The organism is Microbulbifer maximicatervae (SeqCode) (genome assembly GCF_052467225.1).
The window spans coordinates 4,713,433-4,737,236 of record NZ_CP174303.1 but is presented as its reverse complement, the minus strand read 5'-3'; the positions used below and the strand labels follow the sequence as shown (position 1 = coordinate 4,737,236).

Genomic DNA, 23,804 nt, shown 5'->3' with positions numbered 1-23,804 from the left:
CAGGTAGCACCTTAGGTGCTACCTGCTATTCCTTCGAGGGATTTTGTTAGTTGCGCAACTAGAGATAGAAGCGAAAAATCGCTTTGTGGAGTCATTATCAATGAGAAGCCAGAGGGTTTCTCTATCTCTTTTCCCCCAGTATTAATCCCATTTTCTAGGATAGAAAACAACGGCAGATGACATTGGGGGGCGCCCCAAAGCCCTGCAATAGCGGTTAAACCCAATAGTCGCTGGCGATTTGTTTGTACTTTGCTGGGTTCACTATCGGTCCCTTTCTTAATTGCGGTTGTGGGGGTGGTTGGTACTAGTAAAACGCTACTGTTGTCCGGTAGTAATGTCTCCATCAACTTGCACCACTGTTGTCGTTTTTCGTTGGCCCAGGATATCTCATCGTCGGTAATTGATAGGGCCATAGTAATTCTTGTGGCGGTGTCCTCTGAAAATACCGGCCGGTATTTTCGCAACCAGTCTCCGTGGGTATTGGCGATGGCGCGGCCCTGCAAAATTCTGAATACACCCGCCAGTTCGCCGAGTAATTCAATATCAGACAGGTGTTTAATCTCGCAGATAGGAAATTGATTATTTAATGTAGGAATAAATTCCTGGATTGCTGCTTGAATGGGCGTATCTGCCAGTTGACTGATCTCGGGGCAAATAACCAGGCGGGTTACTTTATTTGTGGACAAGTGCTGTGACGGGATGAGAATTTTGCCGACGTCTACAAGTAATGAAGGAGTTTGACTAAACCAACCGACAGTATCAAAGCAGGGTGCTAAACCGATAACACCGTCGGTAGGAATAAGTGAGTGACTGGTTCGAATGCCGAATAAACCACAATAGCTTGCAGGTACCCTCACCGATCCGCCGGTGTCGGTGCCTAAGCCAATATCGGCTGTCCCTGAGGCCACGGCGGCGGCCGATCCCATAGAGGAACCCCCACAAAAATAGCCGGGCAGTTTAGGGTTGTCGGCAGAACCGTAGTGTAAATTACTCCCCTGCATGCTGTAGGCGAGTTCATCAAGGTGAGTAAACCCAGTAAAGGTTGAGCCGGCCTCCAGTAATTGCTGCAAGCTAAGTGCGGTTTTATTGGCAGGAGGGTGAGTATTGAACCACTCGGGGCTGCCTGCCGTATTTTTCTCCCCTTTCAATTGAAAGAGATCTTTGACCGCTAAACGTACGCCTGTTAGCGGTCCGGAATCTGATAACGTTAAAGAGCGAGGTCCGTGCTCGCAAAATACGCCTTTTATGGGGTTGGCTCCCTTATTTGTCATTACCGCTAAAATGCTTCGGCGGTACACCGTCGTGATCGGCGGTGATGCTCAGTTCCTCCTTGGTGGTTTCGCCCACCTTTACATGAACCTCTTCTGCACCGTGCATCCAGTCCACCAGTTTCTCGCGAATAAAGTACAGGATAATTCCGGCAATAATTGCGGCCAGGGCTACTCCGCCAAAGGTTGCGAGTGGACCGGATACACCGACGAGTTTACCGATCTCTGCGGCTCCTTTGTTGGCAATACCAATAAAGGCAAACCAAAGCCCCATCATCAGGGATAAATAGCGCAGCGGAGATAATTTAGTTACGACAGAGAGCCCAATTGGCGATAGGCAAAGTTCGCCAATGGTGTGGAAAATATAGGCAAATACCAGCCACCAAATACTCGCTTTAATGGTCTCTGAATCGCCAATTTGCAGGGCGGCACCGCACATGGATAAGAATCCCACGCCGAGAAAAACCAGTCCCAAACTGAATTTGGCCGGTGAGCTGGGTTCCCGGTCTCCCATGCCTACCCAGATACTGGCCATAATCGGCGCGAGGATAATAATAAACAGAGGGTTTACCATCTGCAGCCAACTGGCGGGAATCTCCCACCCCAGCACATTCAGGTCGGTTCGATATTTGGCGAATAAGTTCATTGAGCCGGCAGCCTGCTCAAAGCCAGCCCAAAAAATCACGATAAACACACCCAGCACCAAAATAACTTTGATGCGGTCGCGCTCCTCTTGAGTCAGTGGGCGGTGCTTATCGACGTCCTCATCTTTCTTGTCTTTCAGTTCCAGGTGCGCAGAAGGTTCTACACCGATTTCTCCCAGGTAGCGCTTGGCTTGGGTCATCTGCAGGATTAGGCCGGCTAACATACCAAGGCCAGCGACGATAAAGGCCAGCTGGTAATCCACCTTTTCTCCAATCCAGCCCACCAGCAGGTAACCGAGGATAGAGCCCAGGTTGATACCCATATAAAAAATGGTAAAGGCAGTGTCCCGGCGGTGATCACCCTCTTCATAGAGGTCCCCGACCATAGTAGAGATATTTGGCTTGAAGAAACCGTTGCCGATAATCAGCAAGGCCAACCCGATCCACAACATATAAATTTGGCTGCCATTTGGCAGCCAACCGTGGGGAAATCCCAGGGCGAACTGTCCCAGCATCATCAAGGTGCCGCCGAACATAATACAGCGGCGCTGGCCCCAGCGATTATCTGCCATCCAACCACCAATAATGGGAGTTAGGTAGACCAGCATTGCATACCAGCCCAGGTAGCTGAGGGCTTTGGATTGCAATTCGGTATCGGTCAGTTGTTCCCAGCCGAAGACTGCGGCAGTCGCTGTAGAGGTCAGGTAGAAGACAAAAATACCACGCATGCCGTAGTAGCTGAGACGTTCCCACATCTCAGTACCAAACAACAGGAAGAGTCCTTTGGGGTGGCCAAATAGCTGGCCTGCGCTGGCGGGGGGCTTGGGCTTGATCTCTTGCATAGTACTGCTCGCAAGGTATGACCCTGAGGAATTGCACCAGCAGTAAAGGCCGTGCCCCTCAGAAGAAGTGCTATTCGCACCAGTATAGATGAGCGCCAGAATAAGGTTTGATAGCCCTGCGGTGCTCAGGGGGTATAATCCCGCGTTTGCCATTGCTGTACGAATTATGAGTCACACCGAAGCAGAAAAAGTACTTGGGGCGCTGCAGGCCCGAATCTCCGCGACCATGTGGCGTGACCGCTATGGGTTGCGCAGGACTGTCAAAAATGTGCGCCGGCGCCAGAAAGAGGGCAAGCCGGTAGATCGCATGTTGGCCCAATTGGAGCAGCAGCTCCAAGCGTCTGAGACCCTGGTGGAGGAGCGCCGGCGCAAGTTGCCAGAAGTGCAGTGGCCGGAGTCTTTGCCAGTGGTAGCGCGGCGGGAGGAAATCGCCGAGCAGATCGAGAAAAATCAGGTTGTAGTGATTGCCGGTGAAACCGGTTCTGGTAAAACCACTCAGTTGCCAAAAATTTGCCTGTCACTGGGCCGGGGAATTTACGGCCAAATTGGCCACACGCAGCCGCGCAGGATTGCTGCGCGCACTGTAGCCAATCGAATTGCTGAGGAGCTGGGGCAGCCACTGGGAGAGTCCGTCGGTTACCAGGTACGCTTTACCGACCACAGTACCGAGCATACCCACGTCAAACTGATGACAGACGGTATCCTGCTGGCTGAAATTCAGCGCGATCCCCTGTTAAATAAATACGATACGCTGATTATTGATGAGGCCCATGAGCGCAGCCTTAATATTGACTTTCTATTGGGCTATTTGAAAACCATACTGCCCAAGCGCCCTGACCTGAAACTGATAATTACCTCGGCCACCATCGACCTGGAAAAATTTTCCCGGCATTTTGACGATGCGCCGATTATCGAGGTTTCCGGTCGTACCTACCCGGTAGAAGTTCACTATCGCCCCGCAGCGGATACGGATGCAGATCTCAACGAGCAGGTGGTCACTGCTGTGGAGGAATTGCTGCACGAGGAAAAGTCCGGTGGGGATATCCTGGTATTTATGAGCGGTGAGCGGGAAATTCGCGAGTGCGCCAAGGCTTTGCGCGATGCACAGATGGCGCAATTGGAAGTGCTGCCCTTGTATGCCCGCTTGAGCCTTGCGGAGCAAGCCAAAGTTTTCCACGGCCATAAAGGCCGTCGCATTGTACTCGCTACCAATGTGGCAGAGACCTCTATTACCGTGCCCGGTATCCGTTATGTGATCGACCCGGGTACTGCACGAGTGAGCCGCTACAGCTACCGCAGTAAAATTCAGCGGCTGCCTATAGAGCCGGTTTCCCAGGCCAGCGCCAACCAGCGTGCCGGTCGCTGTGGCCGTGTCAGCGCCGGTGTTTGTGTGCGCTTGTATGAAGAGCGGGATTTTGAGCAGCGCCCGGAATTTACCGATGCGGAAATTCTGCGTACGAATCTGGCAGCAGTCATTCTGCAAATGTTACAGCTGCGTATCGGTGATATCCGCGAGTTTCCATTTGTCGATCCGCCGGACCCACGACTGATTAATGACGGCTATAAATTGCTGCAGGAATTACAGGCGGTAGATGAGCAGGGCCGGGTCACTAAATTGGGGCGATCTCTATCAAGGTTGCCTTTGGACCCGCGCCTGAGCCGCATGTTATTGGCGGGGGCAGAGAATGGCAGTGCGCGGGAGCTCTTGATTATTGTCGCCGCTCTGGCCGTGCAGGACCCGCGCGAGCGCCCGGCAGAAAAACGCCAGGCTGCGGATGAAAAACATCGCCAGTGGCAGCATGAACAATCGGATTTTTTATCCTTCGTTCAGCTATGGGATGCCTTTGAAGTCCAGCGTCAGGAACTGAGTCAAAATCAGTTGCGCAAATGGTGCCAGAAAAACTTCCTGTCCTGGCTGCGTATGCGCGAGTGGAGAGATATCCACCACCAGCTGCGTGTGGCCTGTCGCGATCTTGAAGTTAAAGAAAACAAAGAGCCGGCGGAATACGAAGCGATACACCGAGCCATCGTGGTGGGATTGCTGGGCAATATTGGCGCGCGGGATGAAAACAAGGAGTTTAACGGCTGCCGCAATCGTCGTTTCCATATTTTCCCAGGCTCCGGTCAATTTAAAAAACCTCCCCGCTGGGTGGTGTCTGCCCAGTTACTGGAGACCAGCCGCCTGTTCGCCCATACCGTAGCCAAGGTCGAGCCCGAGTGGATATTGGCCGCCGCGCAGCACCTAGTTAAGCGCAATTATTTTGAACCCCATTTTGACGCTCGCTCCGGGCAGGTAATGGCCTTTGAGAAGGTCTCCCTTTACGGTTTGGTGCTGGTGGAAAAACGCCGAATTCCCTACGGCAAACTGGACCCGCAAACTTCTCGGGAAGTGTTTATTCGCCAGGCGCTGGTGGAGCAACGCTATCGCGGTAAGGGGCGGTTTTATAAGCACTATCTCGACCTGTTGAAGTCCCTGGAAGAGCTGGAAGCCAAATCCCGTCGCCGGGATATTCTGGTGGATGATGAAGTGGTGTACCGTTTCTTCGATGAGCGTATCCCAGCGGATATCGTCAACCTGGCTGGATTTGAGTACTGGCGCAAGAAAGCGGAATCCAGCGATACACAGCTGCTGTTTATTCCCCGCGACTTATTGATGCAGCAGAGTGCCGATCATGTGGGAGAGGCCCAATTCCCTAATGAGTTGCAGGCGGGCGGTATTGTCTATCCGCTCAGCTATCACTTTGAGCCTGGCAGTGTGGATGATGGCGTCAGTATACAGGTGCCGGTTGCAGCACTGCACCAGGTGCCGGCAGCTCGCCTCTCCTGGTTGGTGCCGGGCATCTTGCGGGACAAGTGCATCGCTCTGGTAAAAGCCCTGCCCAAGCAGTGGCGTAAATATTTTGTGCCAGTGCCGGCTGCGATAGATAAGGCTTTGCCCCGACTGCGTGCAGACAATACCCCATTGTGGCAGTCGTTGGCTCTGGAGCTGAAGCGCCAGACAGCGCAGCAGCTGCCAGATGAGGTATGGGAGTCTGCGGAACAGGCCCTGGAAGATTATTACCGTTTCAATATCCAGGTGATGGATGAAGGCGGTAAATTGCTGGATCAAGATCGGGATTTGGCCCTATTGCAGGCGCGCTACCGGGATCGGGTACAGCAGGGGCTGGCAACAGCTGGCGACAGTTTTGAGCGGGAGGGTATTACCCGCTGGGACTTCGGTGATCTTCCAGAGACCCATACCCTCAACCAGGGCGGGCTCAAGGTGCGGGCTTACCCCGCGCTGGTTGAAGGAAAAGACAGTGTCTCCCTGAAGCTACTGGATAACCCCAGTGAGGCTCGCAGGCTTACTCGCGCGGGTATTTGCCGTTTGGCTCTGTTGCACTTGCCGGAGAAGGTGAAGTATCTGCGCAAAGAGCTGTTGCGAGGCAAGGAGCTGGGGCTTTCTGCAGCGGATCTGGGGCGCCGTGAGGAGGTAGCTGACGACATCCTGATGGCAGCCGTGCGCGAAGTTTTCTGGCCCAAAGAGGAGTTGCCGCGCACCGAAGCTGAATTCCTGGCCGCTTTGGAAAATGACGGTGACTTGGTGGGGGTGGCCCAGGAGATTGGTGATCTGTTGGTCAAGGCCCTGGCTCAGCTGGTGCCACTGCGTAAACAGATCAAACAGCAGAAAAACCTGGCGGTCGCAATGGCGGTGGGGGATATCCAGCAGCAACTGGCTGGGCTCTTCTACCGAGGCTGCTTGTTTGATACTCCGCTGTCATGGCTGCGCCAGTACGGCCGCTATCTGAAGGCGATCGCAATGCGCTTGGAAAAGGCCGCCCTCGACCCTAACCGTGACCGAAAACTGCAAGTTGAATACCAGAAGGCGGCGGAGCCTTACTTGGCGCAAGTGGAGAAATATTCACCCAGAGAACTTTCTGCAGAGGCAGAATTGCGTGAGTTTCGCTGGATGTTGGAGGAATTTCGTGTTTCCTTATTCGCGCAGACTCTAAAAACCCTGATGCCGGTGTCATCCAAGCGCTTAAGCAAGTCATGGGCAGAAATTGATGGGAAAGGTTTGCTTGGTTGATTTTCTCTATGGAAAAGAGATCACAAAAAAAATTTTGATCAAGTGTAAGAATTTGATGGAGAGCCCGACAGAAGTACTGAAAGCAGGCCTGGAGCCCAGAATGACCCCTTGATACCGGTTATTTTGTGGCGGGTTCTATTCAATGACTGATTTTTGTTTCGCAGCATTATACTTCTGCGGAGTGGAAAAAAGTCTCTTGTACTTTTTATTGCTAAGGATACCTAGTTAGGAGATTCACTATGAACAAGAAGCACCTTTCCCCTGTAGCCGCCGCAGTTGGCGCAGCGTTTATCGCCACTGCCGCTATGAATGTATCTGCTGCCAACAGCAATGCTAACCCCTTTGCCGCAGCAGACCTGAGCTCAGGCTACAACGTGGCGCTGGCTGATCACGATGGTGATGATAAAAAGAAAGAGGGTAAGTGCGGCGAAGGCAAGTGCGGCGAAGGTAAGAAAAAAGAAGGCAAGTGCGGCGAAGGTAAGTGCGGCGAAGGCAAGAAAAAAGAAGGCAAGTGCGGCGAAGGTAAGTGTGGCGGGTAATTTTTCGCTGTACTTAAAGAGGGTGGATACGCTTTAGCGATCCACCCTGTTTTTTATTGATCGCTGAAAAAAGTGAGACCTGAAAGTGTTGCGCGAGTTTTCCGTAGAAGGCGCTGGGTTTGGATTGCGCCGCTCAATGATGGGTGAAAACCTTGATACAGATGCCGTAGATTTTCTGGAAGTAGCACCTGAGAATTGGATTGGTGTTGGCGGTCGCTATGGGCGCTGGTTTAAGGAATATACAGAGCGTTTTCCCTTTTTACTTCACGGTTTATCTCTCTCGATTGGTGCACCAGAACCATTGGATATGGAATTGGTTGCAGCCATTAAAAAATTTATCAAGCAACACAATATTCGCGGTTACAGTGAGCACTTGAGTTATTGCTCAGATCACGGCCATCTGTACGATTTATTGCCCATTCCCTTTACGCAAGAAGCGGTGATGTATGTTGCCGAGCGAATCCGTATGGTCCAGGACGCACTGGAAGAACGGATTGCAATGGAGAATGTCTCCTACTATGCGGCGCCGGGCCAGGAGATGACTGAACTGGCTTTTTTAAATGCGGTGCTGGAAGAGGCCGATTGTGATTTGCTTCTGGACGTGAACAATATTTATGTAAACTCGATTAACCACCGCTACGATGCGCTGGACTTTCTATCTGCACTACCTACTGAAAGAATTCGCTACGTACATATTGCCGGGCACTATGATGAGGCAGAGGATTTAAAGGTGGACACCCATGGTGCACCGGTTATTGATCCTGTGTGGGAGCTACTCGATCGCGCCTACGATATTCACGGTGTGATGCCGACGCTACTTGAGCGGGATTTTAATATTCCGCCGATTCCCAAATTACTCGAAGAAGTAGGACATATTAAAACCATTCAGGCCAGTCACCAAGTGGAAGAGAATTATGTCCTCAGTCGTCGATAAGCCCGAGACATTCAAAAGTGTGCAGCGGGACTTTGCTGCCCATTTGCGCGCACCGGATCAAGTTGCGCCGCCGGCAGAAATTGAGGACCGGCGTGTCGCTATTTATCGAGATTTGATTTACAACAATATTGAATCCTTTGTTGCCAGTGGATTCCCGGTATTGCGCAGTCTTTATAGCGACGAAAACTGGCATCAAATGGTGCGTGATTTTGTCCACAAACACACATCCGTTAGCCCGTATTTTTTGCAGATCAGTGAAGAGTTTCTCTCATATTTACAGAACGAACGGGGAGAACAACCACAAGATCCTCCGTTCCTGTTGGAGCTTGCCCACTACGAGTGGGTAGAGTTGGCTTTAGATGTCAGTGATGTAGAATTACCGGAAGGGCTGGCGATAGAGGGGGATGTTTTACAGCAAGTTCCTGTAGTTTCCCCTCTTGTCTGGAGCCTCAGCTACCGCTACCCAGTGCATCGGTTGGGGCCGGATTTTCAGCCCCAAGAGCCGCCGGAGGTACCGACGTTCCTTTTCGTATACCGGGATCGTTCCGACAAAGTGAATTTTATGGAGATCAATGCCGTCACCGCCAGATTGTTGCAGTTGGTCTCTGCGGGCGATTACACCGGCTTACAAATATTGGAACAGATGGCTCAGGAATTACCCAATATTAGTCGTGACTCCTTATTTGATTTTGGTGCCGATTTATTAGAAAAACTACTGAATAAAGGGGTTATTGCCGGTTTAAAGGCTTAGCCTGTGATTGCCTGAAACTCCTTTATCTTTGGCAAATCCCAGCTGCTATGCTGCCGAGGGTAGCTTACGAATTATTAGGGCGTTAGAATCCTTGGTCTCACTAGTTTGATATAAGAGGAGCAGGGTTGTGCTTGGAAGCAAAACTTTATCGCCCTGGTTAATGGCAACTCTGATAGCTGTTACTCCAGTAGGGGCGCTAGCGCAACAAGATCCGTTTGGTGGTGCAGCTCAAAACCCGGCTGCAGTAGATACCAGCGGAGCAGAGGATGCCAGTGCCGATGACGGGGGCCTGTCTCTCGAGGATGAGTACGGCTTTGATCCTGCCGATGAATTTGGTGGTGCTGAGGGCGAAGATTTATCACTTCGCGACCCCTGGGAAGGTTTTAATCGGGCCATATTCTCCTTCAACGATGGTGCAGATCGCTATGTGTTGAAGCCCGCCGCTGTCAGCTATCGCCAAATTACTCCGATTTTCGTGCAGCACGGTGTCAGCAACTTTTTCGACAACCTGCGCGAAGTTACCAATACCTTTAATGATGTTCTGCAGGGTAAATGGGGCCAAGCGGGCAATGACGCCGGTCGTTTCCTGGTGAATTCTACGGTGGGTATTGCCGGTATTCTGGATGTTGCCCAGCATATGGGTCTCGAGCAGGGTGATGGCGAGGACTTTGGCCAGACCTTGGCTGTTTGGGGAGTCCCTTCTGGCCCCTACCTGGTTTTACCGCTACTGGGTCCGTCCACTGTACGGGATACCCCAGCCAGGGTCGTGGATTACTACACCAACCCCTTGACCTATGTAAATGACGACGCGACCAAATATGCATTGAAGGGGACAGATATCATTCAGAGCCGCGCCAGCCTGCTGCAAGCGGAGTCCCTGTTGCATGGTGATCGCTATGTACTCTTGCGGGATGCTTACCTGCAGCGCCGCGACTATTTGATTGTCGATGGTGAAATGGATGTTCAAACCGAAGAAGAGGCCGCAGAGGCAATTGATCAGGGTGAAGTGGAAGAGGCTTCCGACTACTGATTTGTCACCTAGGGCAGATAACTTTTTAGAGCCTTTATATGGCCGGCCCCAGTAGCCTGGTGCTAACCGACGATGAGCGCTCCCGCAATTTTTTGCGAGGGGCGCTTTCGCGTTTTGGCTTCCAGGTAAGTGTTGCCAACAACGGGGAAGATGGCATCGGCCAGTTCAGCCCCGGCGCTTTCCATATCGTATTGATTGATCGCTATTTGCCGGATATGAGTGGGCTGGAGGTGTTGCGGCGGATAAAGCGCATAGCCCCAGAAGTGGCCGCAGTAATTATTGCCTCAGACAGTGCTGCCGATGATGTACTCCAAGCGATGCGCCTTGGAGCCAAAGACTACCTGGTTAAACCTTTGGAAGAAGCGGCGGCTATTGATCGCATGATCTGCCGTATCAGCGGTGAAGAAAACCTGGCGAAGCAGAATCGCGAATATAAAGTGACCTTGGAGCGTCGCAACAGTGAACTGCGGGATCATGTGGAGCTGCTGCGCAGAGACCAGGAAGCTGGCCGTTTACTGCAACAGCATTTACTTCCCCGTACCCCCTATCACTACCCCAGCGGTGTGGAAGCATCCTACCGGCTGGTTCCCTCCCTGTACCTGAGCGGTGATTTTGTTGATTACGGCTTGTTCGGTGAGCGCTTTGTAGCCTTTTACCTGGTCGATGTGTCGGGCCATGGTGTCTCTTCTGCGCTGGTTACTGCCCTGATTAAGCACAGCATTATGCATCGCTTGCGAGAGCGCCCCTTATTTGCCCAGCTGGACTCCCTCAGTGATGACTTGTTGGATGTCCTTAATCTGGTCAATGGCGAGTTGTTATCTACAAAATTGGGCAAGCACGCCAGTATGTTTGTCGGGGTTGTGGATAGTAGTGCCCGGCAATTGCACTATGCCGTCGCCGGGCAAATACCTATGCCGGCCCTGGTTAGTGAGGCGGGTGCAGACTGGTTGCCGGGAAAAGGGCGTCCCCTGGGTATTTTTGAACGGGGTGATTGGCAAGTGATGCGTGCTGAGCTGCCGCCCGCTTGGCGCCTGGTCGCTTGTTCCGACGGTGTACTTGAATTATTACAGGGCGATCTGCTCGATAAAGAGGCCCAGCTTTTGCAGGCTATTTCAGAGAGTGGGGGAGAACTCGACAGGCTCTGTCAGTCTCTAAAAATGGATACTTTTGGTGCCCTTCCGGACGATATTACGATTCTCACTTTAGGCCGCCAGTAATGCCTAAAACTTCTATCGATAGTCTTCGACTATGAAGTCGAATTTTGTGCTTTATCGCACTTGTCAGTCTGCATAGTCAGGAGTAAGCTCCGCCCACTTTATGCACAAAATTGCACTAGGCGCCAAAAACGTCAAATGCTATTGTGTTCTCTACCAGTGAACTTTTGCCATCCGCCTGCACTTCTATCAAAAGGTGTATTCGGGTGAGCCAGGGGTTGTTATGCAGTCCGGGCAAATTATGGTTGGGGCCCACCAGGGCATCTACGTCATCAAGTTAGTAGGTGATGTTCGTCTCAACCTTTGTACCTCATTTGATAGCTTTATCGACAACATGTTTGCACGGGGTGATTTTGCCGGAGTGGCATTTGATCTCGGTGGTGCAGAAGGTGTCGATAGTACGACTCTCGGCCTGATGGCGAAGATTGCTATTCGCGCTCTGGAGCGGGGCTGTGATAAGCCGTTGGTATTCTCTGCGGGTAAAGGTATCCGCCACCTGTTGGACGCTATGGGCTTTGATTCGTTGGTTGAAATCAGCGATACGGTCCACGATTTGAGCGTACCCACCACGCCTTTGGTATGTAATAGCCCTGACGAATGTGCTGCGCGGGAAAAGGTGTTGGAAGCTCACCGGGTATTGATGAGCATGAACGAGCAAAACGCCGAGACTTTTCGCGACTTGGTACATACCCTTGAGCGAGAATGTTCCCCGGTTGCCAAATCTTCGGCGCATTATCACTAGCTCTTATTCTCTACTGATCCCCAGTCCTGGAAATCTCCCTTTCTTAGCAACGCTTCATATCCCTCGCTTCGGCGCGTGCCTTGGTGAAGAGTCCGTGTGGCAGATAAATTAGCTCTGCCACCCTGCGAATCAGGTGCTCCTCGAAAGCCTCGATAACATCATCTGAAAAAGCTACCTGCCACATCTGCAAAATCAGCAGGTATTTATCTCTCTCGCTGAACTGTTCATTCACCGCCTGGGTGAACTCGAACAGGGATGTGGCTCTGTCCCGTTGGCCAATAGCTTCACTGACTATTTCTGTGGCACTAGTCTGGTCGAGAGAGTAGTGCTGGCATAAGAGCTGTGTGAGCGTTTCACGCTCACACTCATCGAGCTTTTGATCGACAGTGGCGACCTCGACTAACAGCGCAGCGCTGATCATCCGCACGTCTTTTTCGTCACGTGCTTCAACATCAACGCTATTTCCTATCTGCTCAAACAGTTTACGGATTTGTTGCAGCATGAATTTCCTGCTGTCCCTTTACTCGGTTCTGTAACAATAGCTCTAAACGTTCCTGATCCTTCACGAAGTTCCGGATGCCATCGGCAAGCTTTTCAGTGGCCATGGCATCGCTATTCAATTGAAAGCGGAATTCGGCTTCAGCCAGATCCTGTGTCGGCCGGGATTTGGTTGCGGATACCGGTGGCAGGCCAGCAGCGAGAGGTGCCTCACTGTCCTCCAAGGCCTGTAATAGCTGAGGGCTGATTGTAAGTCGATCGCATCCTGCCAGGGCCTCGATCTCCCCGGTATTGCGGAAGCTGGCGCCCATCACAATGGTTTTGTAATCCCGGGACTTGTAGTACTCATAGATATTGCGCACCGAGATTACGCCCGGGTCCTCTTCCGCAGGGAATGACTCGCGGCCGCTGTTGGCGATATGCCAATCGAGGATTCGACCGACGAAGGGGGAGATCAGAGTTACCCCGGCTTCAGCACAGGCAATCGCCTGGGATTGACTGAACAACAAGGTCAGGTTGCAGTGGATTCCCTCGCGCTCCAGTACTGATGCGGCAGCAATGCCTTCCCATGTCGACGCGATCTTGATCAATACCCGCTCTTTGGCAATACCTGCGCGTTCGTACAAGGCGATCAGGTGGCGTGCGTAATCAATAGTAGCGCGGGTATCAAAAGAGAGGCGAGCATCGACCTCGGTGGATACCACCCCGGGCACCAACTGCAAGATTTCCGTGCCGATGCTGACAGCCAGTTTGATGGCGGCCAGGCGTGCAATATTTTCCGCGTTCGAGCCACCCTGGTGGCTTTCGGCCCACTGAAGTGCCTCGGCGATATGGTTGTCGTACTGAGGGAGCTGGGCGGCCTTAAACAGTAGGGAGGGATTGGTTGTGGCATCTTGAGGACAATATCGGCGAATTGCTTCAATATCTCCCGTATCTGCTACAACCTGGCTGCGCTGTTTGAGTTGCTCCAACTTGTTCATGGTTCCTCCCTTAATTATTCACTGGTCTACATATTGAAAGCGGTCTAAGCGGCTTGGGTGACCTGGGCCAGTGCCTGTTCAAGCACCTCGGGACCCGCCTCCGGCTTGTGGGCATTTTCGCTCAAATGGCGGCGGAAGCGCCGAGCACCAGGAAGGCCCTGGAATAACCCGAGCATATGCCGGGTGATATGATTCAAGCGCTGTCCGCGCTGCATTTCCTGCTCGATATAGGGCAGCATCTGCTCTACCACCTGGATGGCATCCGGGCCTGTTTCACCGCCAAATAATTGGCTGTCCACCTGGGCCAGGATTGTCGGGGTTTGGTAAGCCGCGCGCCCCAGCATAACACCATCCACGTGGCTTAAATGTTGCTGGCATTCCTCAATTGAATTGATCCCCCCGTTAATAACAATTTGCAGTTTGGGGTAATCTTTCTTCAACTGGTAAACCATGTCGTAATTGAGCGGAGGAATTTCGCGGTTTTCCTTGGGGCTTAGCCCCTTTAGCCACGCTTTGCGCGCATGGACGATAAAGGTATCCACACCGGCATTGGCCTGGGCCTCCACGAAGCGGGTCAGGCCTGGGTAGTCTTCCATATCGTCGATGCCGATACGGTGCTTGACGGTAACCGGAATAGATACCGCTTCCCGCATGGCAGTGAGTCCTGCGGCTACCACATCCGGTTCCGCCATAAGGCAGGCACCAAAACGCCCGGACTGGACTCGGTCACTGGGGCAGCCACAGTTAAGGTTGATTTCGCTATAGCCCCATTCCTCGGCGACACGGGCACATTCAGCAAGTTCTTGAGGGTCACTGCCCCCCAACTGCAGGGCGACAGGTTGTTCAGCTGCATCAAATTGCAAATGTCGCTGTTGGTCACCATGCAGTATTGCCCCGGTGGTCACCATTTCCGAATACAGGCGTGCATGCTTGCTCAATAGGCGCCACATATAGCGGCAATGGCGGTCGCTCCAATCAAGCAGCGGAGCGGTACAAAAGCGATGGGGGCTAAAATCGGACATAAACTACGGTGTAACAGACTAATAAAAACAGAGTAGCCCGCCATTATATGGGATGTAAAACGTAGACCCCATGTGGAAATGTATGTGGATGAGGGTATTTTGACCTCTTGAGCATTTATTGTGCCCAACATTTGTACCGGTTGCATGGGTCTGACAGCTGTCCCGCTGGGCAACGTATGCTTGCTGGGCTGGTTGTGTAGTTCCAGAACCGGGGCCTCTTTTGGTGAATACTTAGCGCTACTAGGCTCGCCTAAGTGGTGAGTAACTGGGATAAGGTCAGAGTATTATCTTGCCAGCAGTTCATTGAGAGCATGGACTCTGTATGGCGTTATTAAATAGCAGCTTCTTTGTTTAAATATCTCAGATAGAGCCCTCATAAACGCGCAGATTTAAGTAATCCTGATTCTATTTTATGGGTGTGGTGCATAAATAATTTTTCTTTCTTTCTTTCTTTCCTTGCTCTAATTTTGCAATAGTGCCCCGATTAATAATTTAGAAGTCATTCGAAAAATTTAGATTTATATTTTCTCGAGCACCTATTTCATACTGAGAAATTATTGGGAGGATCTTACCAGGGCGCTAATTAAATAACTTTTAATGATTTTCCTAACCTTTAATTTTTGTAGGAATTTCATGTTTTAAAGTGAGCATGGTTGGTGATGAACCTGCAGTATTTCAGGCACTTTTCTTTCGGCCTGTATCATCTTTTCTTCAATACGCAGACAGTGATTTAAATACTACCTACCTACCTCCTTTAAGATTTGAGAGCCTGACTGATAGCTGACCCTCCAGGTGGGCGACTTTCTTGCTTATGTTGGCTTTTGGTATAGCCAGGCGATTTGCGGCTTGGATAAAGCTAGCTGTTTCCACTACGGCTAAAAGCACCTTCATATCTTTGAGGTCTTGGCTCATAGAAATCTATTGTTGTTGAAAGTGGGATAGTCATATTCTGATTTTAGTGTATATCAAACAATAAGTTGTACCTAAGATACCTCCATCGCTTACATATTTTGGAGGCACATCATGAAAATCCTCAAACGTGACTCACTACCACTTGGCGGTTTTGCTGGACTTACCGAGCACAGGTTGGTGACGGATAGCCAGGTGTTCGGTCCGCACAAACATCCACATACCTCTGAAGGGCTCGATAATTTTGTTTATCTGGCCGATGCCCGCTTCAATCCGAAAGGCGAAACAGGCATGCATCCTCACCGTGAGATAGATGTGATCTCGGTCATGGTGGATGGACGAATACAACATGAGGGCTCTTTAGAGCATGGCAAAGGTTTAGATAAAGGAGGAGTGCAAGTCCAGCGAGCTGGAGGCCAGGGGTTTACACACAACGAGGTGAACCCGGATAGCAAAAAAAATCGAATGATCCAGCTATGGGTCTTACCAACTGTCTCTGGTCAAGCCGCAGGCTACAAGTATTACATGCCCAGCCAAAATAAGGTCACCCGGGTTTATGGGGGCCGCGATGATCAAACAGTGACCTTTGATAACAGTACGATTATCGAGATCGCCAATTTAAATGCAGCTGAGCAAATTTCATTTAATGGTGAAACTCTGGTTTACCTAACTAAAGGCTGGGGAGTCTTTTCTGAATCTGGGCAAAAAGAAAACGTGAAGGATGGAGATTTAATTAGGAGTTATAGCGGTAAGTTAATTGCAGATGTTAATACAAGTGCAATTGTTATTAGAAAGTTAAAACACTAAATAGGTAGGTGGCACCGTGAATAAGTTTTCAGAGACCTTAACTAAAGACAATTCTGTATTGGCATTAATTGATCATCAAACGGGACTATTGGTGAGCTGTCGGGATCTGGATCCGCATCTGATGACGGAGAACATAAAGGGATTGGCAAATCTTGCGAAAGCAGTAGATTTACCCACTGTTGTTACTGCGAGTATGCCTGAAGGCCCTAATGGTCCTATTATGCCAGAGATAACAAACATCTTGGGCAGTGAAATAATTGAGCGTGAAGGTGAGATAAACGCATGGAAAAGTCCGGAGTTTAAGCGAGCTATTGAGGCAACCGGGCGTAAAAAAATAATTATGGCTGGCATCGTTACGGATGTCTGCTTGATGTTTCCCGCTATCTCTGCTGTAGCCGAAGGGTATGATGTATATGCCGTAGTGGATGCTTCTGGTACTTGGAATAGTACAGTGACACAAGCTGCTATGCATCGTATGACGCAGGCGGGCATTAAAGTTGCTACCTGGTCATCCGTGTTGGCTGAGATGATGGATGATTGGCGAAGTGATCACGGCACGGAGCTTGGGGACATATTAGCTCAACACACGACCTATCGATGGGTATATAGCAGCTACCTTACTGCAGCAAACCAAAAGTAATTCAAAGCCCCTCCCATTTTACGGGAGGGGCGGGAGTATATCTATGGTTCATCACAATAAGCATTTTGCTACATTAATTACTTTTTTATCCCTGATTCCTTTGGTTTATTTTATTCCCGACAGCTTAGCCCTAATTTTCCCAGATCATAAATTGTTACAAGTAATTGCTGCTGTGGCGATTATAGTGCCGATTATTAGCTATTTGATTATACCGTTCGCTTTCTATTTGGTTGGGCACATTTACGGTAAAAAGGTGAAGAGATAATTTATTTGTCAGATGACTATTTTGGGTTGATATTAAAGTGACTTGAAGTCGAAAAATTAAACTGCACATTCAAAATGTATTTAAATATTTCGCTCTCTCTCGGAGGAACTATCTTCTGTTTTGGTCGGGGTATTTTTTGTAGCAATCGATCGACCAGCCTGGAGGGTGGGCTCCAGTTTTTTCAGTATCTTGCGGGCAGTAGCGCGGTAGCTGGTCAATTTGCCGCCTGCTACGGCCAACATCCGTGGCTTCTTATCGTCATCGCAGCAAATAATGGACTCCCGGGATCGCGCGAAGGGGCTCTTCTCCATTTCAGGGAGTACTCGCAGCCCCGCGTAGCTCTCACAAATGTCCTCGCCGTTCAGCCCTCGGGCTTGCGCAAAATATTTCTGTACGGCCTGTAAGAGATAGCTCTCTTCCTCGAGAGTCGGTGTTACGTCGCGAGCATCGCCGAAATAGGGCCGCTCTGTGGTCCCCACCAGGGTTTTGTCTTGCCAGGGCATTACAAAAATTGCGCGTCCGTCATCAGCTTCGACGTAGTAGATTTTGTCGCCCAGTGATAGAGGCAACAAGATATGGGTGCCTGCAACCAAGTCGATAGGTGGAATATCTACTGGGGGCGTACAGCGAGCATTGGTATTGGCTACCCAGGGGCCACTGCAATTGACCAGTGCACGGGTGCGCAGGGTGTTTAGCTTGCCGTTTGCCACATAATCAACCCGGACATGGTCGCGGGTGACTTCTGCGCCTACCAAACTGCCAGGGCAAATTATTTGAGCGCCTTGAGCGACTGCCGAAGCCACAACGTCACGGGTTAAAGCGGCATCGTCGGTTTGTGCATCGTAGTAGCGAAATACAGCCTTCAAGCCCTCCCGATTCAAACCTGGCAAGCTGTCCCATTGGGATTTAGGGACTTTTCGAAAGCGGGAATCGCTGTTGTTTATTCCCGACAACAGGCTGTAGAGGCTCAACCCCAAGCGGACCAGCCAGGCCGGTCTCTTGCTTTGCTGGTAGATAGGGATATAAAAAGGGACCATTCTCACGAGTTCGGGCTTGTTGTCCAGTAGCCACTTTCTCTCCCGCAGGCACTCGTAGACCAAACGGAACTGGCCGCTCTCCAGATAACGCAAGCCGCCGTGAATAAGCTTGGAAGAACGAGAGGAGGTGGCGGCGGCGATTCCCAGCTGTTCGAGTATCACCACGGAATAGTGATTGGTGGCCAGGGCCTCGGCGGCTCCCGCCCCCTGTATACCTGCACCGACTACCAGGACATCAAAATCCGTAGACATCACTCGCTTCCCGGGAGCGCATCAGCAGCGGCAAGTTGCCGGTGAGAATATGGTGAGCACCGCGCTTGCGCCAGAGTACTGCCTCTTCTGTCGAATTGATTTCATAGACAACCCATTGCCAGGGGCCTGGGGGCAACTCGTCACATTCAACCTGGCTGTCGCGAATTAGTAGATATTCTGGCGCCAAAGTAACAATGTCGGCAGATAGGCACCGGGAGACACTATTGATCTCAAGGGCAACCCGATGCCAGCCCATATTGCGGGCGGCTCTGAGGCTGCGGCAGTCTGCGGTGAGTAGAGCGAATGACTCATTCTCGGTGCGCATCAGCTCCATTAACTTTTTAACGGCGGTGACAAATCCAGTGGCGGCGATATTGGCAGGTGAGATACCGATAAACCAATCCAGGTGGCGATGGCAGCTGGCCCAGTCCACCAGCTCGATAAAGCGATTGATCGACTGGTGGTGTAACTGTGAGTCCCTAAGGGAGTGGAAGACCTGGGACTGGTCATTGCCGGGGATGTGCAGGCTATCCTCGTGGAAGCACCAGGGGGTGCCGTCGGCGCTGAAGCGGATATCGCACTGAATAGCGCAGGCCCCCAGATTATGGGCCGCCTCGAAAGCGGCAATCGTATTCTCTGGTTGGCGGGTCTTGTCGCCGCGATGAGCAATTAACATGTGAATCTGGTCCGAAAAGCGGGTGTTATTGTCGTCTGGAATTGGGCGTAATTTGGCCTTTGCCCAGAGATGAACCGGACCCTGGCTGGAGCCGGGTCATACAGGAAAAATAGACGGTGCCACCGCTGTTGCAAGGTTCACGGGGAGGAAATATGGGACCAGAGGGCTATCAATGGAGGGCTGGGGTTTTTACATAGTGATGATGCTGAATCGATTGCACACTGCCCATATGGATAGCGCGCCACTGAGTTAGCTAGCGGTATGTCCCGTCAGGATGATCTATTACGTTGGCAGTGTTTTACTTTTCAGGCGGTGTAGGGCAAATCAGTATTGCCTCTTATTTACTAGCAGGGCTGGTGATGTTGATTTAAGGGAGGCTCATTAGGTTCCGATTTGACTTGTGGATAAAACAGCCCGATATTGCGCTTACTATAAGAAGTTCTAAAACTACCCGCTCTTTATGAAAAAAGTACTGCTTTCACTGCTACTCTTTGTCGTCCAGCCAGTAATGGCAGCTATGTCTGTGGATAAAATTGTCCTTTACCTGGAAGATACTCCCAGCGCCCGGGATGATGTTCTCGTCAGCAACCCAGATAATGAGACGCTATATATCCAAACTGAAATATTCCGTGTGGATAACCCCGGCCATGATAATGAGAGTCGAGTCAGGGTGATAAATCCCGATGAATTTAAACTCCTTATCAGCCCCGCAAGAGCTGTCCTGGCCCCCGGAGAGAGAAAGCGCTTTCGCTTAATGGCCTTAGATAGAGATCTTGAAGAGGAAAAAGTCTACCGGGTGACTTTTAAACCCGTTGTAGGTGATATCAAGAGTGACAGAACGGCACTAAAAATCCTTGTAGCTTATCAAGCATTGGTATTTGTGCAGCCAAAAGGCGGAGCTTATAAAATTGATTTAGTGGCTGAAGGGGATCATTACCGACTCACGAATAGTGGCAATATTAATGTAGAAGTCGTGGAAGTACGTCATTGTGTGACTGAAGAGAAGTGTGAAAAACTTGAGGCCACCGGTCGGTTATACGCTGGCACCAGTATCGAAGTAACGGGTAAACCCGTTGGCGGCGAGCTGGAAGTTTTACTGCGAGGGCAGCAGAGTGAGCGGGTTCGTTTTCCTCTTAGTGGCTAATTAGAATTGGTTGCTTGCCTATAGCAGGCTGGGCGGATTAAAGGATTATTTTGTATTTAGCTCACTGGCTGCTCACCGTTACTGTGAGTACATCGGTGTAGAGAGGTTCGCCCGCGTTTTCCCAGTCTGAGGGCGCAATGGAAATATAAATTCGCGCATTATCAGAAAGGCAGTTTTCATCCGAAGTTCGGCTAAAACTGCCGGAGATATCGCCAAGGCTATCCGGGGAAATGCCTGAAGTTGCAGCCAGATTGTCTGAGAAGGCTACGCTGTAGGGGATTTGTTCACTGTTTCCCCCCAATTCATAGGCACTGCTGCCTGATCCCCCGGTGCTGCCATTGGCGCTGGACAGGTTTACTGTGTAACCGCTAAATCCTATACCGCCAACACAAAAGTCCTCACTGCCCTCAATGGCCTGTCCAAACAGGGTGCCACTGTTGCTGAGGTCAATATCACCCAGATTGCGAATGGCGATGTTTGGCTCTACGTCCAGCACAATGTCAAACTGAACTGTTTCGGTGCCGGCAGTCCAAATAATAAAATAATTATTCAGTGTCATCTCAAAGCTGGCGGAGTAGCGGCTGGAAGAGGGTATTTGGCTGCTGTCCAGCTCGATCACTAAATAAGTATCTGCATCGTCGCTGGTGCCGGCAAAAGTAGCGGACTGAGTTCCTGGACTGAGTGTTTCCGTGGTGCCGTTATTGGCTCGAAATGAAATATCAATATCCAGCTGTTCACCACTGTCCGCAAATAGTGCGAAAGTAGATCCACTGAGCGGGCTCACTTCTACATCGTAGCGCAGGGTCCAGCTTCCCAGCAGGCTTCGGGTAGTGAACTGAATTTCTTTAGGTTCTGATTCGTAATCAATAGTGTGTGAATCTTCCAGGCCACAAACTCGCAAATCGTTATTGCTGGAGCAATTTACCTGGGCTTGTACTGGTATATTAAATAGCGGAATCAACAGCGCAGAGGCCAGGCCAAGTTTGTGCAGCTTCTTAATTACGGACACGGCTTACCTCTGCTATTTGCCCAGTCTGGCAGTTGGCCTCTGACTCTTCTATGGTTCCCAGGTTGAGCCAGCTATCGCCCGATGAAGCGGCTTCGATTGAGGCTTTACAATTTCCCCAGCGAACTTCTGTATTTAGGATGGTGCTATGTTCACCGTGGAATTCCATTTGGAAAACACCATATTGGTCAGTTTGCGCTGAGTGTTCGCCAATGATTATTTCTGTATTTGCCAGCCCCTGGCCAAGGCTGGTCAATCGGCCCAGTACCAGGATTTGTGGCAGTATCTGGTAACTGCTGGCGCCCACATTGCCCGGATACAGGGTAATCGTTTCGGAGGTTTCCCGGTAATCGAAAAAGCCCTCTTCCAGGGGCCGGAGGGAAAGGTTGTAACTGCGATAAGCCGGTAAATTAATCACTGACGTTGTGCCGCCTTTGGCGTATCCACGGCGGCTGCCATTAACCAAAACTTCAAAATCTTTATCTTCACTGCCTTCGATATTTACGATAACCGCGCTCTGGAGATTTTGCTCACCGCCCCAATTGAGGGAATTTTTTGTGGCAATCAGGTTGGTGCTGAATCCTCCGAGGTAGTTGATCGCACGGCCTTCATCATCATCATAAAGACCAACTGCAGTATTCAAGTATCCGTGATGTCCCGCTAAATGCGTACGGGCCTCCAGGTAATTGGCTTCTGGGGATGCTTCCACAGAAAGCTGCTGCTCAAATTCAGCCGCCCATAAATCCCGGTCGTACCAGCGGCTTTGTAGTGCAAATCGCTCGCTGCTAGTGCTTTGTTCGCTGTTGTCGCTATAGAGATTAGCGGTGTGTTGCCAGTGTTTGGAGCGCATTCGGAACTGGAATTCCAGACTGGTGTACTGCTCGCCGTCTGCATCACCGTGGGACAGAGTGGCGTTGCCGAGCCAATGGGTGCTTTTAAAAAAGGGGTGGCGGAACTCCAGGGTTTTTAACTTCTGGGCACTGCTCAGTGAATCGCCATTGTCGATGCTGCCGGGGAGTTGGTTTTGGTCCCGCTCGCTGAATCTTAGGGATAGCTGTCCTCCCAGTACCGCTGTACGCAGACTCAGACTTGTTTGGGAATAGCTGCCCGGCAGCAATGTATATTTATCGTTATTGAACGGTGTTGTATTGGCATCCAGCTCGGTTTTTACTGCACTAAAAGTCCCGTAGGGCATTTTAAGTAATGCCTGCAATCGGTATCCGCTGCGTCCATCACCGGATGTGACCAAGCTTGGGGATACTTCAACGCCTTCGCCAATCCAGCGACCGCCGATTTCCAACAATTGCTGCTCCTCGGTTGCGGCGCCAGAAACAAAAAGACTCAATCCGGTCGTTAAACGGCGTGCGACAGAGGCAGTAGTAATTCCTTCTTCGTAGTGGTCCGGCAGAGTGTCGTCCCAAAAACTGCGGGTGGGCAAGCCTGCCTGCAAGCTCCAAAACCATTCGCCGGGGGCCGGCAGTAGCGAATCCTTGGCAAAGAATTCGATATGCCGGCTTAATACCCGCCCCGCTTCATCGTAGGTGCGCACCTCAATATCGTAGGCGCCGTGGGGTAGGGTAGAGGTATTTAATAGGCGGTTGCCGGCCTCCAGTAGTTCGGTGTGGATAAGTCGTTCATCCCGATATACCTCGACTCTACCGCGCACCGGCATATTAATTTCAACCGGCGCTCCCTGTTGATAACTGATATCGGTTCGGGTGCGCTGGGAAGTGCGTAGCTCTACGCCATAGATCGCTTCCTGGGGCCGGAAATAGCCAAAGCCCCCTTGGGGTTGTAAAAGGCCGGCCGAATAGGCTTGCCCCTGAAAATCCCGACTCCAATATAGATTATGGATCCGGCTGTCCTGCTCTGAGGCCACTGACCATTGTGAATGCAGAGCGCTTTCACCAAAGCTCACTATGGTGTTGCCATTTAATGCAGCGCTATAGCTGTCCGGGCCCCAATCACTTTCAACCCCACTCCAGGAACCGCTCAGGTTTTGTACGACAGAGAAGTCAGAACTCGCTTCCGGCAAATAGGGGTCATTGATTGCCGCTTGTTGCGGTAACAGATCTTGTGAGAAAAAAAGATCCAGCCGGTAGAGCTGCTCATCGTAAATAACGGCAAACTCCGAGGGCATTAAGTAGCCACAGCCAATCTGCCGGTTTGAGCGGCATACATGGTGACTGTTTCTTGTTTGCGGTCGTTCGAGGATGGAGTGAATTCGCTCGGTATCGCGAACCTCGGGCAATAGTTCGAGTACCTCAGACGGGGAGTCAAAGCGAACAAAGCGCGGGTCAATTGTGACTTGCGCAGCACCAATTTCCCGGCCGCCGTAGTAGAGATCCACCACGAGTTGCTGGGGTTCGGTGAGATCATCAAACCCTTCAGGAGCAGAGGTTTCCAGTAGGAAAGTCGCTGCGGTCGCTGCAAGGGCATCAGGGCAAGAGGCTTGCACCAGACACAAAGCCAGCGCAAGGCGCCCCAGATGACGTCCTGCCATATTGAGCTATGGCTGGCAGGGCCAGCCACTCT

The 23,804-nt window shown here is 51.1% G+C and carries 21 protein-coding genes; 11 read left to right on the top strand and 10 right to left on the bottom strand.

Going from position 1 to position 23,804, the window contains the following annotated elements; genetic code table 11:
- Window positions 1-11: 11 nt before the first annotated feature.
- Together ACJJIZ_RS20535 and ACJJIZ_RS20530 are read right to left on the bottom strand one after the other, a co-directional pair.
- Complete coding sequence (locus ACJJIZ_RS20535) at window positions 12-1,271, bottom strand: amidase family protein (RefSeq protein WP_444914690.1); 1,260 nt, start codon at window positions 1,269-1,271, stop codon at window positions 12-14.
- The gene (locus ACJJIZ_RS20530) at window positions 1,261-2,754 is read right to left on the bottom strand and encodes a peptide MFS transporter (RefSeq protein WP_444914689.1); all 1,494 of its coding nucleotides are present in this window, start codon (window positions 2,752-2,754) and stop codon (window positions 1,261-1,263) included. The genes ACJJIZ_RS20535 and ACJJIZ_RS20530 overlap by 11 nt, the downstream gene beginning before the upstream one ends.
- A 166-nt stretch (window positions 2,755-2,920) precedes the next feature.
- Between ACJJIZ_RS20530 and hrpA the strand changes: the two genes are divergently transcribed.
- The 7 genes from hrpA (at window position 2,921) to ACJJIZ_RS20495 (ending at window position 12,033) form a co-directional block, all read left to right on the top strand.
- Window positions 2,921-6,823 (top strand): ATP-dependent RNA helicase HrpA, encoded by a 3,903-nt coding sequence (hrpA, locus tag ACJJIZ_RS20525; RefSeq protein ID WP_444914688.1) that lies wholly within the window; start codon window positions 2,921-2,923, stop codon window positions 6,821-6,823.
- Window positions 6,824-7,062: 239 nt separating this feature from the next.
- Entirely contained in the window at window positions 7,063-7,362 is a 300-nt protein-coding gene (locus ACJJIZ_RS20520) for an HvfA family oxazolone/thioamide-modified RiPP metallophore (protein WP_108731896.1), read from the top strand.
- Window positions 7,363-7,450: 88 nt separating this feature from the next.
- Window positions 7,451-8,296: an HvfB family MNIO-type RiPP peptide maturase gene (locus ACJJIZ_RS20515; RefSeq protein ID WP_444916226.1), complete on the top strand. Its 846-nt coding sequence runs from the start codon at window positions 7,451-7,453 to the stop codon at window positions 8,294-8,296.
- On the top strand, window positions 8,277-9,047 hold the full coding sequence (locus ACJJIZ_RS20510) for an HvfC family RiPP maturation protein (protein WP_444914687.1): 771 nt from the start codon (window positions 8,277-8,279) through the stop codon (window positions 9,045-9,047). Before ACJJIZ_RS20515 ends, ACJJIZ_RS20510 begins: the two co-directional genes overlap by 20 nt.
- Window positions 9,048-9,174: 127 nt before the next feature.
- A complete protein-coding gene (locus tag ACJJIZ_RS20505; RefSeq protein ID WP_444914686.1) occupies window positions 9,175-10,077 on the top strand; it encodes an MlaA family lipoprotein in 903 nt (300 codons plus the stop codon).
- 38 nt (window positions 10,078-10,115) lie between these two features.
- Window positions 10,116-11,294: a PP2C family protein-serine/threonine phosphatase gene (locus ACJJIZ_RS20500; RefSeq protein ID WP_413664484.1), complete on the top strand. Its 1,179-nt coding sequence runs from the start codon at window positions 10,116-10,118 to the stop codon at window positions 11,292-11,294.
- Between the two features lie 220 nt (window positions 11,295-11,514).
- Window positions 11,515-12,033 (top strand): STAS domain-containing protein, encoded by a 519-nt coding sequence (locus tag ACJJIZ_RS20495; protein WP_444914685.1) that lies wholly within the window; start codon window positions 11,515-11,517, stop codon window positions 12,031-12,033.
- 43 nt (window positions 12,034-12,076) lie between these two features.
- Here the strand turns inward: ACJJIZ_RS20495 and ACJJIZ_RS20490 are convergent, their stop codons facing one another.
- The 4 genes from ACJJIZ_RS20490 to ACJJIZ_RS20475 form a co-directional block, all read right to left on the bottom strand.
- On the bottom strand, window positions 12,077-12,535 hold the full coding sequence (locus tag ACJJIZ_RS20490; protein WP_282934160.1) for a tellurite resistance TerB family protein: 459 nt from the start codon (window positions 12,533-12,535) through the stop codon (window positions 12,077-12,079).
- Window positions 12,516-13,511: a transaldolase gene (gene tal / locus ACJJIZ_RS20485; protein WP_444912162.1), complete on the bottom strand. Its 996-nt coding sequence runs from the start codon at window positions 13,509-13,511 to the stop codon at window positions 12,516-12,518. The genes ACJJIZ_RS20490 and tal overlap by 20 nt, the downstream gene beginning before the upstream one ends.
- A gap of 44 nt (window positions 13,512-13,555) precedes the next feature.
- Window positions 13,556-14,533, bottom strand: coding sequence for a tRNA dihydrouridine(20/20a) synthase DusA (gene dusA, locus ACJJIZ_RS20480; RefSeq protein ID WP_444914684.1), 978 nt, complete (start codon window positions 14,531-14,533; stop codon window positions 13,556-13,558).
- A gap of 741 nt (window positions 14,534-15,274) precedes the next feature.
- Window positions 15,275-15,424, bottom strand: a complete 150-nt coding sequence (locus ACJJIZ_RS20475) for a helix-turn-helix domain-containing protein (protein WP_444908432.1) — start codon at window positions 15,422-15,424, stop codon at window positions 15,275-15,277.
- Between the two features lie 132 nt (window positions 15,425-15,556).
- Here ACJJIZ_RS20475 and ACJJIZ_RS20470 point away from each other — a divergent pair, with 132 nt between their 5' ends.
- Genes ACJJIZ_RS20470 through ACJJIZ_RS20460 form a run of 3 tightly spaced genes read left to right on the top strand, consistent with a single transcriptional unit; the run spans window position 15,557 to window position 17,154 of the window.
- Window positions 15,557-16,249: a pirin family protein gene (locus ACJJIZ_RS20470; RefSeq protein ID WP_444914683.1), complete on the top strand. Its 693-nt coding sequence runs from the start codon at window positions 15,557-15,559 to the stop codon at window positions 16,247-16,249.
- A 16-nt stretch (window positions 16,250-16,265) separates the two neighbouring features.
- A complete protein-coding gene (locus tag ACJJIZ_RS20465) occupies window positions 16,266-16,889 on the top strand; it encodes an isochorismatase family protein (RefSeq protein ID WP_444914682.1) in 624 nt (207 codons plus the stop codon).
- A 43-nt stretch (window positions 16,890-16,932) separates the two neighbouring features.
- A complete protein-coding gene (locus tag ACJJIZ_RS20460) occupies window positions 16,933-17,154 on the top strand; it encodes a hypothetical protein (protein WP_444914681.1) in 222 nt (73 codons plus the stop codon).
- An 80-nt stretch (window positions 17,155-17,234) separates the two neighbouring features.
- Here ACJJIZ_RS20460 and ACJJIZ_RS20455 read toward each other — a convergent pair whose 3' ends face one another.
- Together ACJJIZ_RS20455 and ACJJIZ_RS20450 are read right to left on the bottom strand one after the other, a co-directional pair.
- Window positions 17,235-18,443, bottom strand: coding sequence for a glycerol-3-phosphate dehydrogenase/oxidase (locus tag ACJJIZ_RS20455; RefSeq protein WP_444914680.1), 1,209 nt, complete (start codon window positions 18,441-18,443; stop codon window positions 17,235-17,237).
- A complete protein-coding gene (locus tag ACJJIZ_RS20450; RefSeq protein ID WP_282934155.1) occupies window positions 18,427-19,119 on the bottom strand; it encodes a glycerophosphodiester phosphodiesterase family protein in 693 nt (230 codons plus the stop codon). The genes ACJJIZ_RS20455 and ACJJIZ_RS20450 overlap by 17 nt, the downstream gene beginning before the upstream one ends.
- Before the next feature lie 460 nt (window positions 19,120-19,579).
- On the opposite strand from ACJJIZ_RS20450, the gene ACJJIZ_RS20445 reads away from it, so the two are divergent.
- A complete protein-coding gene (locus tag ACJJIZ_RS20445; RefSeq protein ID WP_444914679.1) occupies window positions 19,580-20,263 on the top strand; it encodes a fimbrial biogenesis chaperone in 684 nt (227 codons plus the stop codon).
- Between the two features lie 61 nt (window positions 20,264-20,324).
- Here the strand turns inward: ACJJIZ_RS20445 and ACJJIZ_RS20440 are convergent, their stop codons facing one another.
- Window positions 20,325-21,272, bottom strand: coding sequence for a hypothetical protein (locus ACJJIZ_RS20440; protein WP_444895100.1), 948 nt, complete (start codon window positions 21,270-21,272; stop codon window positions 20,325-20,327).
- Window positions 21,259-23,772 (bottom strand): TcfC E-set like domain-containing protein, encoded by a 2,514-nt coding sequence (locus ACJJIZ_RS20435; protein ID WP_444914678.1) that lies wholly within the window; start codon window positions 23,770-23,772, stop codon window positions 21,259-21,261. Before ACJJIZ_RS20435 ends, ACJJIZ_RS20440 begins: the two co-directional genes overlap by 14 nt.
- Window positions 23,773-23,804: the final 32 nt, after the last annotated feature.